7 protein-coding genes, 1 tRNA gene and 1 other RNA gene are annotated in these 17,561 nt (G+C 61.7%); 7 read left to right on the plus strand and 2 right to left on the minus strand.

The window, feature by feature from the left end:
* The first annotated feature begins 128 nt into the window (after positions 1–128).
* Positions 129–713, plus strand: coding sequence for a TetR/AcrR family transcriptional regulator (locus tag DWW12_RS05705; RefSeq protein WP_158564413.1), 585 nt, complete (start codon positions 129–131; stop codon positions 711–713).
* 3 nt (positions 714–716) lie between these two features.
* Here the strand turns inward: DWW12_RS05705 and DWW12_RS05710 are convergent.
* A tRNA-Ser gene (locus DWW12_RS05710) sits at positions 717–806 on the minus strand.
* Between the two features lie 51 nt (positions 807–857).
* Here DWW12_RS05710 and tadA point away from each other — a divergent pair.
* The 3 genes from tadA (at position 858) to ffs (ending at position 10,844) form a co-directional block, all read left to right on the plus strand.
* Entirely contained in the window at positions 858–2,639 is a 1,782-nt protein-coding gene (gene tadA / locus DWW12_RS05715; protein WP_117855422.1) for a tRNA adenosine(34) deaminase TadA, read from the plus strand.
* Between the two features lie 401 nt (positions 2,640–3,040).
* Positions 3,041–10,654, plus strand: coding sequence for a Spy0128 family protein (locus tag DWW12_RS05720; RefSeq protein WP_117855424.1), 7,614 nt, complete (start codon positions 3,041–3,043; stop codon positions 10,652–10,654).
* Positions 10,655–10,748: 94 nt separating this feature from the next.
* Positions 10,749–10,844, plus strand: an RNA gene (ffs, locus tag DWW12_RS05725) — signal recognition particle sRNA small type.
* Positions 10,845–11,193: 349 nt separating this feature from the next.
* Here the strand turns inward: ffs and DWW12_RS05730 are convergent.
* A complete protein-coding gene (locus tag DWW12_RS05730; RefSeq protein ID WP_117855425.1) occupies positions 11,194–12,219 on the minus strand; it encodes a hypothetical protein in 1,026 nt (341 codons plus the stop codon).
* Positions 12,220–12,433: 214 nt separating this feature from the next.
* Here DWW12_RS05730 and DWW12_RS05735 point away from each other — a divergent pair, with 214 nt between their 5' ends.
* From DWW12_RS05735 to bilS, 3 genes are all read left to right on the plus strand, one after another.
* On the plus strand, positions 12,434–14,287 hold the full coding sequence (locus tag DWW12_RS05735) for an ABC transporter ATP-binding protein (protein ID WP_117655340.1): 1,854 nt from the start codon (positions 12,434–12,436) through the stop codon (positions 14,285–14,287).
* Positions 14,288–16,147 carry an ABC transporter ATP-binding protein gene (locus DWW12_RS05740; protein ID WP_117855427.1) on the plus strand — a complete coding sequence of 620 codons (1,860 nt, stop codon included), beginning with the start codon at positions 14,288–14,290 and terminating at the stop codon, positions 16,145–16,147.
* Between the two features lie 121 nt (positions 16,148–16,268).
* A complete protein-coding gene (gene bilS / locus DWW12_RS05745) occupies positions 16,269–16,820 on the plus strand; it encodes a flavodoxin family protein BilS (RefSeq protein WP_117855429.1) in 552 nt (183 codons plus the stop codon).
* Positions 16,821–17,561 lie beyond the last annotated feature (741 nt).

Genomic DNA, 17,561 nt, shown 5'->3' on the forward strand with positions numbered 1-17,561 from the left:
GTGCCGAACTTTCCGGTAAGCGTTATGTTTTCGGCGGGGTCGGCACCGGGGTAAAACGCGCGAGGTACAGGTGTAAGATATGCGACAGATTGACGAGTGTTGTCTTTGCCCTGAGGATGGCGATACCAGTGGACCTTCGCATCAAGAAAACCTACCGCGCCCTGTTCGATGCCTTTACCGAGCTTCTCGAGGAGCATCGTTTTGAGGACCTGACGGTTGCCATGCTGTGCGACCGCGCCATGATTCGCCGCACGACGTTCTACAAGCACTTTCGCGACAAGAACGATTACTTTGCCTTTTATATCGATGAGCTCATGTCGAGCTTGCCGCAAAAACAGCCCGATGAGGCCGGCGCAGTGTCTGCCGAGGACGTGCGCGCGCTTCGGCACGCGATTTTGGACGATGCCATGGATTTGATTCTGGCGCACGAGCAACTCATGGATAACATTTTGGCAAGCAGCATGTCGGGCATGTTGACCAACGTTATTTGCGACCGTATTGCCCGCTCCATCCGCGAGCGTGTGATGAACGTGCTTGCCGAGGATGCTCTGGCCCCCGTGTCACTCGAGACGACGTCTGAGTTTGTCGCCGGCGGTATTATTCGACTTTTCACGATATGGTGGGAATCGGGCCACGATCTTGAGCGTCGACCCGAGATGGCCGACGTGGTCGATGCGCTGTTCGAGCGGACCATGACGCCGGTGCATCACTAAAAGTGGCGGAGAGAGGGGGATTCGAACCCCCGGAACGCTCTCGCGCTCAACGGTTTTCAAGACCGCCGCATTCAACCGCTCTGCCATCTCTCCGTGAGTCGTAATGATAGCATCGTTTTGAATTTGCAACAGGGAAGGCGAACGATGACGATCACCGAAATCGACGAGAAGTTCATGCGCGAGGCGTTGGCGGAGGCGCGAGCCGCCGCGGCGGTGGGCGAGGTACCGATTGGTGCCGTGGTGGTGCGCGCGGGCGAGATTGTCGCGCGGGCGCATAATCGTCGCGAGCTCGACCAGGATCCTTCGGCGCATGCAGAGTTCGCGGCCCTGTGCGCCGCCGCCCAGGCGCTTGGCCGCTGGCGCCTTTCCGACTGTACGGTCTACGTAACGCTCGAGCCCTGCTGCATGTGCGCAGGCCTTATGGTTAACGCGCGCGTGGGGCGCTGCGTGTATGGCGCGAGCGACGCCAAGGCGGGCGCGCTGGGTTCGCTGTATGACCTGAATGCCGATTCGCGCCTGAATCATCGGTTTAACGTACATGCCGGCGTGCTGGCGGAGGAGTGTCGTGAGGTGTTGAGCGACTATTTTAGTGGGCTGCGTGACGTCGATGGTGCTGGCTGCGGTTGCGGGGCCGATCTTGAGGCGCATGTCGCTCATGCTGAGGCGCTCGCGTGTGCCGAAGAGGATGCTGGCGCGGCGGTTGACTTTGGCCCCGCGTGCCGCCGGCCTCGCCGTGTGCTGCTGGCGATTGATTCCTTTAAGGGCAGCGTTTCGAGTGCGCAGGCAGAGGAGGTCGTTGCCGAAGGCGTGCGCCGCGTTTGGCCCGATGCCGAGGTGTGCACATTGCTGCTGGCAGACGGCGGCGAGGGAACGCTCGACGCCATTGCCGCGTGCGGCGGTGAGGTTGTGACCTGCGAGGTAGCGGGTCCCTTGGGCAAGAGCGCGTCTGCCCGGATGCTGGTTGATGTCGAGCGCGAGTCCGCGGTCATCGAGATGGCCGAGGCGGCTGGCATTGGGTATTCGCCTTGCACGGAGTCGTCGGCGCTGGCTGCTACAACCTATGGCGTGGGCGAGCTCATGCTTCGCGCGGTTCGCAAGGGCGCAAAGACACTCTATATTGGTTTGGGCGGCAGTGCCACCAACGACGGTGGCGCCGGCATGCTGCAGGCGCTGGGCGCGCGTGTGGTCGATGATCGGGGCTGCGATATCGCCCCCGGTCTTGCCGGCCTTGAGCAGGTGGCGAGCGTTGATTTGGCGCCCGCGCTGCAGGCTTTGGATGGCGCTCGTATCGTTGTGCTTTCGGATGTCGAGAACCCACTCGTGGGGCGTCGCGGCGCGCTTGCGGTGTTCGGCGGACAGAAGGGTCTGCCGGCTGATGATGCCGAGGCGCTGAGCAGGTGCGACAGCTGGATGGTCGGCTACGGCCGCTTGCTCGACGCTGCGATTGCCGGAGCTCGAGTCCAGGGATTGTTGCGCGCACCCGAGGGCGCACGGACATTTGGCTCGGTGCTCGGCGTGCCCGGCGCAGGTGCCGCCGGCGGCCTAGGTGCCGCGCTGCTGGCGCTCGGTGCCGAGTTGCGCTCGGGCGTGGAGACGGTGCTCGATCTCGTGGGGTTTGACGAGCGTGTACGCGATGTCGACCTGGTCATTACAGGCGAGGGCAATATGGATGAGCAGTCCGCCGCCGGTAAGGCGCCGGTGGGCGTGGCACGCCGTGCCAAGCGGTGTGGCAAGCCGGTGATCGCTGTCGTGGGCGGTCGCGCTGTCAACCTGGATGCGGTATATGGGCAGGGTATTGACTTGGTTTTGCCGATCTGCCGCAAGCCCATGGACCTGGAGCGGGCACTCGATTCGCAAGAAGCCACAACCAACCTCATCTGTGCCGGCGAGTCTGTTGCGCGAGCCTACGACCTCGGCCGCATCTAGAAAAGTAGTCTTTTTGCACTTCAGGTGTTGACGCCGCCATTTATGTGCCATTAGTAGATTGCTCTTCGTTCAGTTGTTCGCCAATTAATCATGCCAATTAATTACCATTTCGGGAGAAGACGTGGATTATCTCCATGATGGGCCTCTTTGGTCATAATGTTGTCTTTAACTGTCCTTAATCAATAGATCGCTCGTGGGAAGAGAAGGCGACACCAGAGGGGGAGAAGGGAATTGGAGAGGAAAGTTTTCGGCGGGGGGGGCAGAGAGTCGCTGCTCTCTGCCTTGCGCTGGTTCTCGGCTTCGGATGTTTATCCGTTGGCGCGACGGCCGGTGTCGCATATGCGGCCACGGAATCGCGGACTGCGTATACTGCGGAGGAGTTTGAGATCACCCAGGACGGCGTGACCTATTCGTGCGAGACCACGGATAAGGGCACGGCGGAAATCACAGGTATTGTTGCCGACGACAGTGTGACCGCGGTGAGTGTGCCCAGCTCCATCGAGCATGGTGGCCAGACCTACAAAGTCACCAAACTTTATTTCTCGTCTGGTATCGTGGCCAAGAACGTTGAGCAGCTGACGCTTCCCGACACGCTCGAAAAAATGTACGGAGGGAATTTCCGGAGGTTCGCAAAGGTCAGGGAGCTCCATATCCCTGGCTCCATCAAGAACTTCGCTTGCTCGCTGCAAAACGCTGGCTCGCTCGAAAAGCTCTATTTCGATGAGGGCGTCGAGGAGATTAGCGCCAACATGATGGTCTATGGCTGCAGCAACCTTTCGGAGATCGATCTCCCCTCAACCCTCAAAATGATTTCGGGCTCGGGCGCCTTCGAGGGGGCTACGGCCCTCACAGGCATCGAGTTTCCAAAAGATGTCGCCTTCTCCGACACCATAACGGGCGTGTTCGAAGACTGCACGTCTCTGACAAGCGTGTCGTTGCCCGCTTCGGTTACCAAGATCCCCTCGCACATGTTTGACGGATGCACCTCTCTCACGTCCGTCACCGCGCTGAGCGAAATCGAGTCCATCGGGGATGGGGCGTTTCGGACTTGCTCGAGTTTGACTGGGATCGATTTCCCAGGCACATTGAAGAGCATCGGATCCTCTGCTTTCCAGGGGTGCGCCAGCCTGGTGAGCGTGCCCAATCTAAGCAAGGTGACAAAGATGGGCTGGGGGGCTTTTTACGAGTGCAAAAATCTGCAGGCGTCCGTGGATCTGTCCTCGCTTCAGAACATTCCGGACAATGCGTTCTGCTACACACCGGTTAAGATCGTGGGGCTTTGCGACAGCCTGAAGAGTATCGGTGAGTGGGCCTTTATCCAGAGCAACGTCGCCGTCCAGCTTCCCAGGACACTTGAGACAATTGGCAACTACGCCTTCTATTACGGCACGTTGCCGGAGCAGCTTTCCATTCCGGATTCCGTGACTTCCGTTGGCACGGCGGCCTTCTCGGGCGTAGGTGGCGTGAAGGATGTGACGATCGGGCGCGGCCTCACCGAAATACCCTCGGGTATGTTTGAAGGCAGCACGGTTAAAAAGATCACAATCGAAAACAGCATGGACGACATCAAAGGCTCGGAGAACCTCCCGTTCTTTGGCGTCGATATCGTCTACACGCGCGAGTCCATCGATGACGGCGTCGGCGGTACCGTGAGCGATGACAGCACCAAGACCCTTCAGGATCTGGTCGACGAGGCCCCCTATGACAAGGAAACCGTCATCACCCTGAAAAAGCACGTGAAGCTTGGCTCCACGCTCACGATTCCTGCCGGGAAGATGATTAAGATCACGTCGGATGAGCCCTATACCATCTTGGCAAAGAAAAGCGGCTTCTCCGTACTGGTCAATGTTGCCGAGGGGGCATCCCTCGAGCTGTCGGGGAAAGTGTCCCTGAGTGGTCGCTACAACAAGGGCGCCATTATTTCTAGCAGGGGAGCGGTTGTGCTCTCTGACGAGGCCGTTGTGTGCGACGGCGCTGCGAACACCGTCAATACGGGTGTCATCGACGTGTCGGGAGACAAGGCTTCGCTTACCATGACGGGCGGCGTTATCGAGCAGTGCGAACTTAAGGACGCGTATTGCGGCGCTGTCCACGCGAAAGACGGCGCTCATGTTGTCATGAAGGGCGGCGTTATCCGTAAGAACGGAATCGTCGTTACCGGAGACACTAACGGCTATCACCTCACATCTTCTGGCGTCATGTTGATGGGCAATGCCCGCTTTGACATGAGTGGAGGCAGCATCGAGGGCAACAGCGGCTATCGAGGCAGCGCGGTCCTTGCGTACAGCGAGGGGGAGGGCGATAGCCAAAGAGCCAAGTTCACGATGGCTGGTGGTCAGATTTCCGGCAACAGGAGCAGTAAACTGGAGGCGGGTTCCCTCGATCCCTCTGGAGCAGTTCACATTGAGGGCAACGCCGAGTTCACCATGACGGGTGGTGAGATCAAGAACAACGTAGTGACTGGCAACGGCAAAGGCGGCGGAGTGTGTGTGGTCGACCCGGGCTGTCAGGGCCGCGAAAACGGGAATACTGCTTTCACCATGCAGGGCGGCTCCGTATCTGGCAACTCCGCTTCCGCCGGCGGAGGCGTCTATAGCTATTCGGATGGCGTCACGCTCAGCGCGGGCGAGATTAAGGACAATACTGCTTGGAGCATGGGCGGCGGCGTGTATAGCGAAGGCAACGAGTATCTTGGCTATAGTACGCTCCATATCGAAAACGCTTGCGTTGTTGATAACCATGCGGATGGGCAGGGCGGCGGCATGTGGTTCTGTCCGACCGGAGATGCCAAGGTCTACGTCCAGGACGGCGGCCTGATCGCCAGGAATACGGCCTATGAGGCGGGAGACGACTTTGTCTTCACCGGCTTCAAAGACGCCAAATACAAACTGACCTTGGCCAACCGCGCTCCGGGCGGCGGAAAGGTCAGCTGGTACAGAGACGGTGGGCTGTTTAACCCCGAAGGCACTTTTGCGAAAACAAACCCCAAAATCCCGCGATTCACGCCCGATGGTGACAACGGCGAGCCACTGTCCTTTACCGACGCCACGCCGAACGTCGCGCTTAAATCTGTGATGAGCGAGGATGTGTATAACCTCGGCAAACGCCAGACGTCGCTGACGATCTCCGGCAATAAGGCCAAGCGGGGAGGCGGCATCGGCGCCAACGGCGGTGTCATCATCGGCAAGTCCGAGAACATCGACATTCGCATCAAAAAGGTCTGGGAGAACCCCAGGATTCCCCATCCTGATAAGGTAAAAGTAAATCTCAAGAACGGCGATACCGTCATCGATTCGATCACCCTGAGTGAGTCTGACGGCTGGAAGGGCGTCTTCTCTAACCTGCCGAAGTACGATGCCTCCGGCGCCGTGATCAAGTACAAGGTGGCCGAGGTCGCCGTCGAGGGCTACAGCTCCGAGGTCTCCGGCGACGCCGAGCACGGCTTCACCGTGACCAACACCTCCACGGCCGAGGTCTCGGTGCCCGTCGAGAAGAAGTGGGTCGGCCCGGCGGCCAAGAAGGCCACCGTGCGCCTGCTCGCCGACGGCGAGGACGCCGGCCAGTCGATCGAGCTCAACGAGTCCAACGGCTGGAAGGGCTCCTTCAAGGGCCTGCCCAAGTACTCCGAGTCCGGCTCCGAGGTCCGCTACACCGTGGCCGAGGACGCCGTCGAGGGCTACAGCTCTAAGGTCTCCGGCGACGCCGAGCGCGGCTTCACCGTGACCAACACTGTGAAGACGGGCGGGCTCGATGTCTCCAAGACCGTCGTGGCGCGCGAGGGCCTGGCGGTCGACGCGGACAAGACATTTAAGTTTGCGGTTGAGGCCACCGATGCCGCGGGCCGCAAAGTGTCCGGCACCTACGGTGACGCGACGTTCGAGGACGGCAAGGCGACCCTCAAGCTCAAAGATGGCCAGACGGCGAGGATCACGGGGCTGCCCGCGGGAACTGCCTACACGGTGACCGAGCGCGCCGCCGCTGGCTACAAGGCTGCGGTGAACGGAGCCGAGGGCTCCAAGGCCGAGGGCTCCATCGCGGCAGACCAGGTCTCCTCCGCCGCCTTCACCAACACCTTCGACCCCGCCCCCGCCACGGCGTCCGTCCCCGAGCTCACCAAGGTGCTCGCGGGCGGCCGCAAGCCCGGCCTCCAGGAGGGGGAGTTCGTCTTTGAGCTCTCCCTCGCCGACGGCGCGGGCAATGTGCTCGAGGGCTACCCGATCGAGGCGAAGAACGACAAGGACGGCAAGGTTTCCTTCGGCGAGCTCAGCTTCGCCAATCCGGGTGCCTACCACGCGACCGTGACCGAGAAGGCAAGCGGCGATGTCCTGATCGAGGACGATGCGCACGCCTACACCTTCGACGTCACGGTGACTCAGACCGGTTCCGGCCTTAAGGCCGAGATCTCCAACGAGCGGGGCAAGAAGACCTTCACCAACACCTTCACGCCGCACGACAACACCAAGACCGTCACCAAGGCGGACGTCTCGGGCGCCAAGGTCGATGTGGACGGCAAGCCGGTGGGCGTGGGCGATACCCTCACCTATACCATCGGCTGGGCCAATAACAGCGTCGACGACAGGGGCGCCGCGCAGGCGGCCGACGTGACGGTGACCGATGTCCTGCCCAAGGGCGTTAACTATGTTGAGGGTTCTGCCGACGGTGCCACCTACGATGCCGCGACGCGCACCCTTACCTGGTCTCTCGGTCAACAGAATGCGGGCGCCACGGGCACGCTCAGCTTCGACGTGAAGGTCTCCGCCGAAGCCGCCGTGGTCGACGACATCGCCAATACCGCAAAGGTCGAGGTGGGCGAGAACGAGTCGCAGACCAACACGACCCACAACAGCGTGTCCCGCAAGGGCAGCCTCACCGTCAAGAAGACGGTCGTCGGCGGCGACAGCCAGCGCGAGTTCGGCTTTACGGTCGCGCTGACCGACGGGGACGGCGAGCCCGTCTCCGGCACCTTCGGCAAGGGCGAGCATGCCGTGACGTTCACGGACGGCAAGGCGACCTTTACGCTTAAGGACGGCGGGGAGAAGACCGTTGCCGGCCTGCCCGTGGGCGCGCACTACACCGTGACCGAGGACACCGCCGAGGGCTACACGACTGCTGTTAACGGGGCTGACGGCTCCAAGGCCGAGGGCACCGTGACCGAGGACGGCGCGACCGTCGCGTTCACCAACACGTACGGAACGGCCACCGAGGGCAGGGACGTCTCCACCGCGGGACTCTTCACCAAGACGCTCGAGGGCCGCGACTGGGCGGAGGGCGATAGCTTCCAGTTCACGCTCGCGGGCGAGGGCGGCGCTCCCATGCCCGAGGGCTCTGCCGACGGCTCCAAGACCGTCAGTGTGACGGCCGCCGCCGGCACCAAGGCGGGCGATAGGGTCGCCTTTGACTTCGGCTCCATCCGCTACACGCTCAATGACATCAAAGATGCCGGGTTCGCCGAGGTCGGCGGCAAGCGCGTGCGCGCCAAGACCTTCACCTACACGGTGTGCGAGGTCAGGCCCGATGACGGCTCTGCCATCGCCGGTGTGGCCTACGACGGCCACGTCGCCACGATGACGGTGACCGTGACCGACGACGGCTCCGGCAACCTTACGGCCACGACGCCCGCGATCGCGCAGGCGAGCGGCGGCGACTTCATCAACACCTACACGACCAAGCTCGACTACTCGGCCCGCGCGGGTGTGCGCCTGTCCAAGACGCTCTCCGGCCGCTCCATGGAGGCGGGGCAGTTCGCCTTCACCGTGACCGCCGACGCCGAGACGGCTGCCAAGCTCGGCCTCAAGACCGACAGGGACGCCTACGCCGCGGCCGCTGCCGATGACGGAGAGGCCGACTTGATGGACATCATCGGCGGGACCGCGGGCGGCGACGTGAAGTTCACCGACGCCGACGCGGGCAAGGTCTACAGCTTCACCGTCGCCGAGACCAAGCTCGGCGGCGAGGGCTACACCAACGATACCGCGCCGCGCACGGTGACCATCGCGCCCGCCTACGACGCCGCGACGGGCAAGCTCACGGTCACGACCACAGTTGCCAAGGACGGTGTCGAGGTCGCCCGCAGCGAGGTCTCCACGGCAGATGACGCCATGGCGACGCCCGCGCCCGTGACGGTCGCGTTCCAGAACTCCTACGAGGCCACTGGAACGCTCGGCGGCGAGGGCAACGTGGCCATCAACGCCACCAAGACGCTGACGGGCCGCGCCGCGGCGGCGGGCGAGTTCTCGTTCTCCGTCCGCGATGCCCGGGGCAACGTGGTCGCGACCGCGACCAACCAGGCCTCCGGCGACGGCGAGGCCGCGGGACTTGCGTTCTCGCCTATTGCCTACACTACTGACGCGCTCGAGCGGATGGTGGGAGACGGCACCGCTACCAGGGCCGCCGACGGCTCCTGGGTCATTCCCTATACCGTTTCCGAGGACGGTACGGACCGGCTGCCTGCGGGCGTGACGGCGGCCACGTCGAGCTTCGGCATCACGGTCAAGGTGACCGATAACGGCAAGGGCGGGCTGGATGTGGCCGTGACCTACCCCGAGGGCTCCGACGGCACGCTGTCGTTTGTGAATGCCTATAGCGCCGGCGAGGCGACGGTCGACCTCGCTGGCACCAAGACGTTGGCGCTCGGCCAGGCCGGACTCGGCCTCACGCAGGCCGACATCGCGGGCAAGTACACCTTTAAGATTGAGCCGCTGGACGGCGCGCCCGCACCGGTTGACGCTTCGGGCAAGACGGTGGCCGAGGCGACCAACGACGCCACCGGCAACGTCGCGCTGGGCCACGTCACGTTTAAGCAGCCGAGCGACCTCGACGACGCCGAGATCGACGGCGACGGCCTGCGCACCAAGACGTTCGCCTACCGGGTGAGCGAGTCCGGTTCGGTCGACGGCGTGGTCAATGACGCGACGGCGACCAGGACCTTCACGGTCAGGGTGGTCGAGGACACCGCCGCGGGCACGCTTGTCGCGAAGGTCCTGCCCGCAGAGGGCACGCCCGAGGGCAAGGGCGCGTTCGAGTTCACCAACACCTACGGCGTGAATCCGACGCCGAGCTCCGTCACCGACCAGATCAAGGTGAACAAGAAGCTCAAGGGCCGTGACCTGGCCGAGGGCGAGTTCGAGTTCCAGCTGGTCGAGATCGCCACCGACGGCAGCGAGAGCGTCGCGGTGACGGGCAAGAACGCCGCCGACGGAACGGTCGAGCTCAGCCCCGTCACCTACACCGCGCCCGGCACGCACAGCTACGAGCTGCGCGAGGTCGCCGGCACGGCGGGCGGCGTGACGTACGACAGGGCGACGTACCGCGTGCGCACGACGGTTGCCGATGCCAAAAACGGCACGCTTACCGTCAAGCACGAGCTGGCGGATGCCGAGGGCAATGCTGTGGGCGACACCTCGGTGACCTTTACCAACGGCTACGAGGCCGCGCCCGTCACCCTCAGGCTGGGCGCCGCCAAGGTGCTCAAGGGCGCCGAGCTCAAGGCGGGCCAGTTTAGCTTTGAGCTCAAGGGCCGGGACGGCAAGGTCATGTCGACCGCCAAGAATGCCGCCGACGGCAGCGTCACGTTCGATGCGCTGACCTTCAAGCAGGCCGGCACCTACACCTTCACGGTGAGCGAGGTCGACGACGGCCAGGCGCACGTGACCTACGACAAGGCGGTGCACAGGATCGTCGTCACGGTGAGCGACGAGGCGGCAGACGGCACCAAGACGGGCTATCTGTCGGCGAAGGTCTCCTACGAGGGCGACGCCAACATACCGCCGGTCTTCACCAATAGCTATGCCGAGAATCCCGGGACCCCCGGCACCCCCGAGAACCCCGGCACGTCGGGCGGCGGCTCGGGCGGCGGTTCCGATAACGGCTCCGGCGGCAGCTCCGGCGACAGCTCCAAGGGCGGCATGCCCGACACCGGCGACCGCAGCCTGCCGGTCGAGGCGCTCGCGGCCATGGCCGGCATCGGCGCGCTGACCGCAGCGGGCGGCGCGGTCCTGTACCGCAGGCGCCGCTAGCGATATGGACGAGTGGGGCGAATCCATCCGATGGGTTCGCCCCACTTGCTCTGGCGGGCGGGAGCAGGTAAGATATACCGAACGCCTAGCGCGCTCGATGGGTTCGGATGACGACATGTTCCGAATCTGGTCAGGTCCGGAAGGAAGCAGCCATAAGGAGCCTCTGTCGGGCATCCGAATCCATCGAGCGCACGGGCGCTTTTTTGGTGCCGCGATGCGGTCCCGGTGCCGGCGGGCTGTTTGGTGCCTCGCTGGTCCTCGGCTTTGCCTGCGGGATCGCTCGACTACCAAACAGCCCGCCGGCACCGGGACCACTTCGTCCAAAAATCACCCGTAAAGGCGCGTTAGCCTAATTAAATCTATCCCTTAAGGAATGCTGCTCGTTGGCGTTGTTTGGAGCGCGGTGGCGATGTGCTTCAAGAGACAGTGGCATTACCATTTGTTTTTACAAGTAAAGAGGCCCGTTTCCCTGGGTTGGGGAAACGGGCCTCTTTTTGTCTCTGGGCTTGTGGATTGGCGAAGACAATAACCGCTGGCGGCTATTTTGAGTTCTTGATGCGGCGTGTAGCCGTGGCGGTTATTCCGAGGCCTGCGGCGGCGACTGCTGCGAGTGCGATTGCGCTCGGCGCTGCGTCGCCCGTGTTCGCGAGCTTGTCGGCGGTCGTATCTGCTTGTTTGCCGCTGCTTGTGCTCGCTTGCTTGATGGAGCTTGGTAGGGCGTCTTTACCGGTTGCAGGTGAGGCAACGGGCGGTGTCGCCTTGGCGGGTTGCGTTGAGCCGGAGGGAGGCGCTGTCTCGGTCGGTTTCGTTATCTCGGGCGAGGCGGCCTTGTCCGCCGCGGCCTTTGCCTCTTCGTATGCTTTGCAGGCATCGTCATAGGCTATTTGCGCTCTTTTCAAATCGTCGAGGAGCGCATTCCGCTTGGCTGTTTCTCCGTCGAGATGGGTTTTATTAAACTCCACCTCGCTTTCAAAGAAATAAATCAGGCTTTTATGACTTTCGAGGCGCATTCGGCAGTGCTCAAGCTTATCTTCACAGAAATTTTCTTGCATTATTGCCTCTGTGATCGCCTCTTGCAACTGCCGAATAGTTTCGGCAGGAGTCGTGTAGTCGATTTTATTTAATTCTGCCTCAAGGGCTCTTGTCCGGTTGTGGGCCTTATCACATTCGGCTTGAGCTGCATCGACGTTCGTTTGCATGGTAGGAAGGGATTCCTTATATATGGCGGCTTGCGCCAAATTAGTGTCGTAGTTCTCTTGAAAAATGGCAATTTTAGTATCGATTTCCGCAAGTTTCTCGAGACTTGCGGCGTCTTTTGCGGCCTCGAGGTTTTTGAGCGCTTCCTGCATGGCTGCATACGCTTTGTCTTTTGCGGCGGCCGCATCTTCCGTCTGCAGGGCGCCCGAATTGCCGTTGGCGGCGCTCGTCTGCGAAACGGCCGCACCGGTGGGGGCGCTGGTTTCTGCCGCGATCGCCGTTACGGGGGCGATTCCCGCGACAAGTGCCGCGGAAAGGGCGATGCCCACAGTTGCTCGTCTTGCTCTTCTTGCGAGAATGTCGTTCATCTCGGCACCTCATTTCAAGGGTCGGCGGATCAACTTGGTAGCACTAATGTAAGTATACCAAGTGATCGACCCGTAACTTGCCGGGCATGCGCGCCTCTCCGCTTCTCTGGAAACCGAATCCCATTAGAAATGACGAGCTGCTTACGCAATTTTTGGGCTCACCGTACTATCATGATTCGAATTGAGTGTGAATGATGATAGGGAGCGCCTTTTTATGATTGAGCTGCTCAGGCGTTTTGGTGGTAAGTTTCGCCGATATATGGTGATTGGCCCTGCGTGCAAGCTGATCGAAGTGATCTTTGACCTGCTTACGCCGCTGGTGATTGCCCAGATGATCGATAAGGGTATTGGCGCACACGATGTCAACGCCGTTATCCACTACGGCATGGTACTTGGCGCCATGGCTGTGATCGGCATCTCGTTTACGCTCGTCTGCCAAAAGATGGCGGCGCTGACCTCGCAGGGCATGGGCACCGACATTCGCGGCGCGCTCTACGAGCACATCAACAAACTGAGCTATGCCGAACTCGACCGCTTTGGCACGCCGTCGCTTATCACCCGCATCACCAACGACGTCAACCAGGTGCAGCTTGCCGTGGCGTTGGGCGTGCGCATGCTCATCCGCTGGCCCTTCTTGGCGGTGGGCTCCATGTGCGCGGCCCTTGTCATCGACCTTAAGCTCGGCATGATCTTTTTGATTTGCACGCCCGCCATCGGCCTGGTGTTTTGGTTTGTCATGGCGCGCTGCATTCCGTACTACAAGCAGCTGCAGGCAAAGCTCGACCGCATCGCGCTCATTTGCCGCGAGGGGCTTTCGGGCGCTCGCGTGGTTCGCGCCTTCGTGCGCGAGGACCACGAGCGCGAGCGCTTTGCCCAGGCCGCCGATGACCAGGCCAATACTGCCATCGCGGTGGGTAAGCTCTCGTCGATTCTCAACCCCGTCACGTTTCTTGTGATGAACCTGGGCGTGTGCGCCATCCTGTGGGTGGGCGGCATCCAGGTCAACGTGGGCGAGCTAACGCAGGGTCAGGTCATGGCGTTTGTGAACTACATGACGCAGACCCTGACCTCCATCGTGTATGTCGCCAACCTGGTCGTGGTCTTTACCAAGGCGAGCGCCAGCGCGTCGCGTATCAACGAGGTGCTCAATTGCGAGCCGAGCATCACCGACGGGGGCAACCAGCCGGTCGCGCTGCTCAAGCCGGGCAATGTCGCTCCAGTTCCTGCGCTGAGCTTGAGCCATGCGAGCTTCTCTTTTGGCGCGGGCGCTGCCAACGCCGTCAACGATGTGACCCTGGAGCTCCCGCTGGGCAAGACGCTCGGCATTATTGGCGGTACGGGCAGTGGTAAGTCCACGCTCGTCTCGCTCATCCCGCGCCTGTACGATGCGGGCACCGGCAGCGTGAGCGTGATGGGCGCCGACGTGCGCACCTGGCCGCTCGATCAGCTGCGCCACGTGGTCGCGACCGTTCCGCAGCGAGCGTCGCTGGTGAGCGGCACCATCCGCAGCAACCTGACCTGGCGCGACGAGGCGGCAACCGACGAGGAGCTCTGGGCGGCGCTCGACATGGCGCAGGCGAGCGAGTTCGTGCGCAACAAGCCGCAGGGGCTCGATGCCCCGGTCGAGGCGGGCGGCAAGAACTTTAGCGGTGGCCAGCGCCAGCGCCTGACCATCGCACGTGCCCTGGTGGGCTCTCCACAGGTCCTAATCATGGATGACTCCGCCTCGGCGCTCGACTTTAAGACCGACGCGGCGCTTCGCCATGCCATCCGCGAGCGCAGCGTGCGCGGTGCCGCCGCGGGCGGGCTCCCACTGACCACGGTGATCGTGAGCCAGCGCGTCTCGACCGTGCGCGATGCCGACATGATCTGCGTGCTCGACCACGGTTCGGTCGCGGGCCTGGGCGCGCACGATGAGCTGTACGCGACCTGCCGGCTCTATCGCGAGATTTGCCAGTCGCAGCTTCGTCGTGAGGAGCTCGAGGGTCAGCGGGGGAGCGCGACGTCCACGTCCACCCCAGGCGCCGCGTGCGCCCTGGCATCCACTTGCGCAAAGGAGGGCTGCTAAATGAATCCGTACACTTCTTCCGGCTCGGTCGCCACGATGACCGCCAACGTGTCTGGCAACGATAACCTCAACGACCTGGGGGACGGCCCGCGCCAGCCCGGCGACCCCGAGCGCTATCCCGTGGGCGCGGTGACCCGCCGCCTGCTGGGCTATGTTCGCCCGCACCGCATTTCGTTTGCGGCGTCGTTTGTGAGCGCTGCCATCTCGGTGATCTTGCAGCTCTACACGCCCATCCTCATTGGCGAGGGCATCGACCTGATCGTTGCCACCGGGCAGGTGGACTTCGATGCGCTGCTGCCGCTCGTTACCAAACTCGCGATTGTCGTGATGGGTGCTGCGGCCTTCCAGTGGCTGCAGGGCTACTGCGTCAACCGCCTGTCCTACGAAACGGTGCGCGACATGCGCGTGGAGGCGAGCGACAAGCTCAGCCGTATGCCGCTCAGCTTTATCGACAGCCATGCCCACGGCGACCTTATGAGCCGCGTGGTCAATGACGTCGACCAGGTGGGCGACGGTCTGCTGCAGGGCTTCACGCAGCTTTTCACCGGCGTTATCACCATCGTGGGCACGCTCGCGTTTATGCTCTCCATTAACCTGGCCATGACGCTCGTGGTGGTGCTCGTCACGCCGCTTTCCATTTTTGCAGCCGGCGCCATCGCCAAGCTCTCCAACAAAAGCTTTACGGCTCAGCAGCGTATTCAAGGGCAGCTCGGCGGTCATATCGAGGAGTATGTGGGTGAGCAAAAGCTGGTGGACGCCTTCGCCTACGGCCCGCACGCTCAGCAGCGCTTCGATGCCCTTAACGCCGAGCTCTATACAGCAGGTGAACGCGCGCAGTTTATGGGTTCGCTCTCCAACCCCGGCACGCGCTTTATCAATAACATCATCTATGCCGTGGTCGCTGTGATCGGCTGCGTGGGCGTGATCACGGGCGTGCCAGCGGCGCTTACGGTGGGCGGCGTGCAGATTTTCCTGTCCTATGCCAACCAGTACACCAAGCCGTTCAACGAGGTCACCAACGTCATCACGCAGATCCAGACCGCGTACGCCTCGGCGCGCCGCATGTTTGCGCTGCTCGATGCGCGCGAGCAGGAGCCCGACGCGTCGGACGCCGTAGAGCTTGCCGCCCCGCAGGGCGAGGTTTCGTTTGAGCATGTGGACTTTAGCTATGTGCCCGACCGCAAACTGCTGCAGGATATCTGCATCGATGCCAAGCCCGGCATGCGCTTTGCCCTGGTCGGTCCCACGGGCTGTGGCAAGACAACGCTCATCAATTTGCTGCTGCGGTTCTACGATATCGACACCGGTCGCATCGCGGTCGATGGCCGTTCCTCGCGTGACTACACGCGCGCAAGCCTGCGCCGTGCCTTTGGCATGGTGCTGCAGGATACGTGGCTGTTCGAGGGCACCGTGGCGGACAACATCGCCTACGGTTGTCCCGATGCCACACGCGAACAGGTTATCGAGGCGGCCAAGCGCGCGCATGCGCACAAGTTTATCGTGCAGCTGCCAGGCGGCTACGATACGGTGATCGGCGAGGACGGCGGCACGTTTAGCCAAGGTCAAAAACAGCTGCTGTGCATCGCGCGCGTCATGCTCACCGATCCGGCGATCTTGCTGCTGGACGAGGCAACGTCGAGCATCGATACGCGTACCGAGCTGCAGGTGCAGGCGGCATTCGACGAGCTCATGGCAGGTCGCACAAGCTTTGTCGTGGCGCACCGCCTGAGCACCATCCGCAACGCCGACTGCATTCTGGTGATGCGCGACGGCCAGATTATCGAGCGCGGCACACACGACGAGCTGCTGGCGGCTGACGGCTTCTATGCCGAGCTTTATCGTAGCCAGTTTGCCCAGTAGGGCCCAGTAGGGGCTGCCGATTAGCGGCAGATGGTTTACATCTGCGTCGATAGTACTAAGATATGCTTTTAATAAATTGCATTAGTGGCTATAGTTTTGGGGGAAACGAGGCAACGTGACTATGACGTGCGCTTTGGTGGTTAACAGCAAGAGCGGTAATACCAGGATGGTTTCGGGCGCGATCAAGCGCGCTCTGCAGGCTGCGGGCGTTGAGTTTGTCCATGCCGCGGCGTTGAGCGACGATGCGGATGCAGATCAGGTTGCGCTCGAGGTGCAGGGCGCCTGCGCGGCCGACACGGTGCTCGTCGGTTTTTGGTGCGACAAGGGCGCGTGCACGCCTTCGGTCGCGGCGTTGCTCTCCGCCTTGCACGGCAAGCGCGTGTTCCTGTTTGGCACCTGCGGCTTTGGGGCCGACCAGAGCTATTACCAGCAGATTGTTGACCGCGTAACTTCCAATCTGGCCGAGGATGCCGAGCTTGCGGGCTGGGCGATGTGCCAGGGCAAGATGGGCCCCGCGGTCAAGCAGCGCTACGAGGCCATGCTCGAGCAAGATCCCGAAAACGCCCGATTTAAGATGCTGCTCGACAACTGGGTTGCCGCGAAGGACCATCCCACCAAGGAAGATATGGATAACGTGGCTGCAGCCGCAAAAAAGGCCGTTTTGGGCGAATAACTTCGCCGCTTGCGGTGCCGCGCGTTCAATCGTACAAACGTGAAAGCCTCGAGATTCTCGGGGCTTTTTTCATGACACGAGGGCGCCCCTTTATTGATGGAAGGCCTAATAAGCTGATTGTTCTATGCCCGGATGTGTGCGGAGTGGGATGGGATTTCCGGATGGGTGGGGTTGCGGAAGCTGCGTCCCGGAATTTGCCTTTGGAATGGGATGCGGTTTCCCGTTGGGCTCTGTGGAAACCGCATCCCAGTTTTCGGCCGAGAAATGGGATGTAGTTTCCGGTTGAGGGTCTTGGCGGAAAGTGCGACCCGGAATTTGTGATCGAAGCGGGATACGGCTTCCCAACGGGGCCACAAGCGGAAGCCGTATCCCACTCCGGACGTGAATTCTGGGACACGGTTCTCAGAGGATTATGGGCTGCGAACTACATGGGGCTGTCATAAAACTCCGGCAAAGGAGGGGTCGGAAATAAATGGCACTTCCAGTAGTTTCTTTTAATGTGGGGGGGGGTACCATTATTTTAGTTTCACAAAAAATCGATCCCTCTATGGGGAAGTTGCGTAGGGGGTTAGTCACAGATATTGGATAGAACAGACTAATTTGGGGATAAATGACCACTTACGCCAAAATAAGTAGCATTTAGCGATAAAACATTGAAAAATATGTAGCACATCGCTATTTTTTTTTACGAAAAGGGTGGCGCGCGCAGACGTGGTGTAAGAGCGTCCCGAGGTCCGTCGC

Origin of the sequence: Collinsella sp. AF14-35, from assembly GCF_003464565.1 — a bacterium.
Lineage (GTDB): Bacteria > Actinomycetota > Coriobacteriia > Coriobacteriales > Coriobacteriaceae > Collinsella.

Bases quoted from the DNA above. Each gene is read 5' to 3' on its own strand.
- DWW12_RS05730 (WP_117855425.1), bottom strand. From the start codon at position 12,219: ATGAACGACATTCTCGCAAGAAGAGCAAGACGAGCAACTGTGGGCATC.
- DWW12_RS05740 (WP_117855427.1), top strand. From the start codon at position 14,288: ATGAATCCGTACACTTCTTCCGGCTCGGTCGCCACGATGACCGCCAAC.
- bilS (WP_117855429.1), top strand. From the start codon at position 16,269: ATGACGTGCGCTTTGGTGGTTAACAGCAAGAGCGGTAATACCAGGATG.
- DWW12_RS05735 (WP_117655340.1), top strand. From the start codon at position 12,434: ATGATTGAGCTGCTCAGGCGTTTTGGTGGTAAGTTTCGCCGATATATG.
- tadA (WP_117855422.1), top strand. From the start codon at position 858: ATGACGATCACCGAAATCGACGAGAAGTTCATGCGCGAGGCGTTGGCG.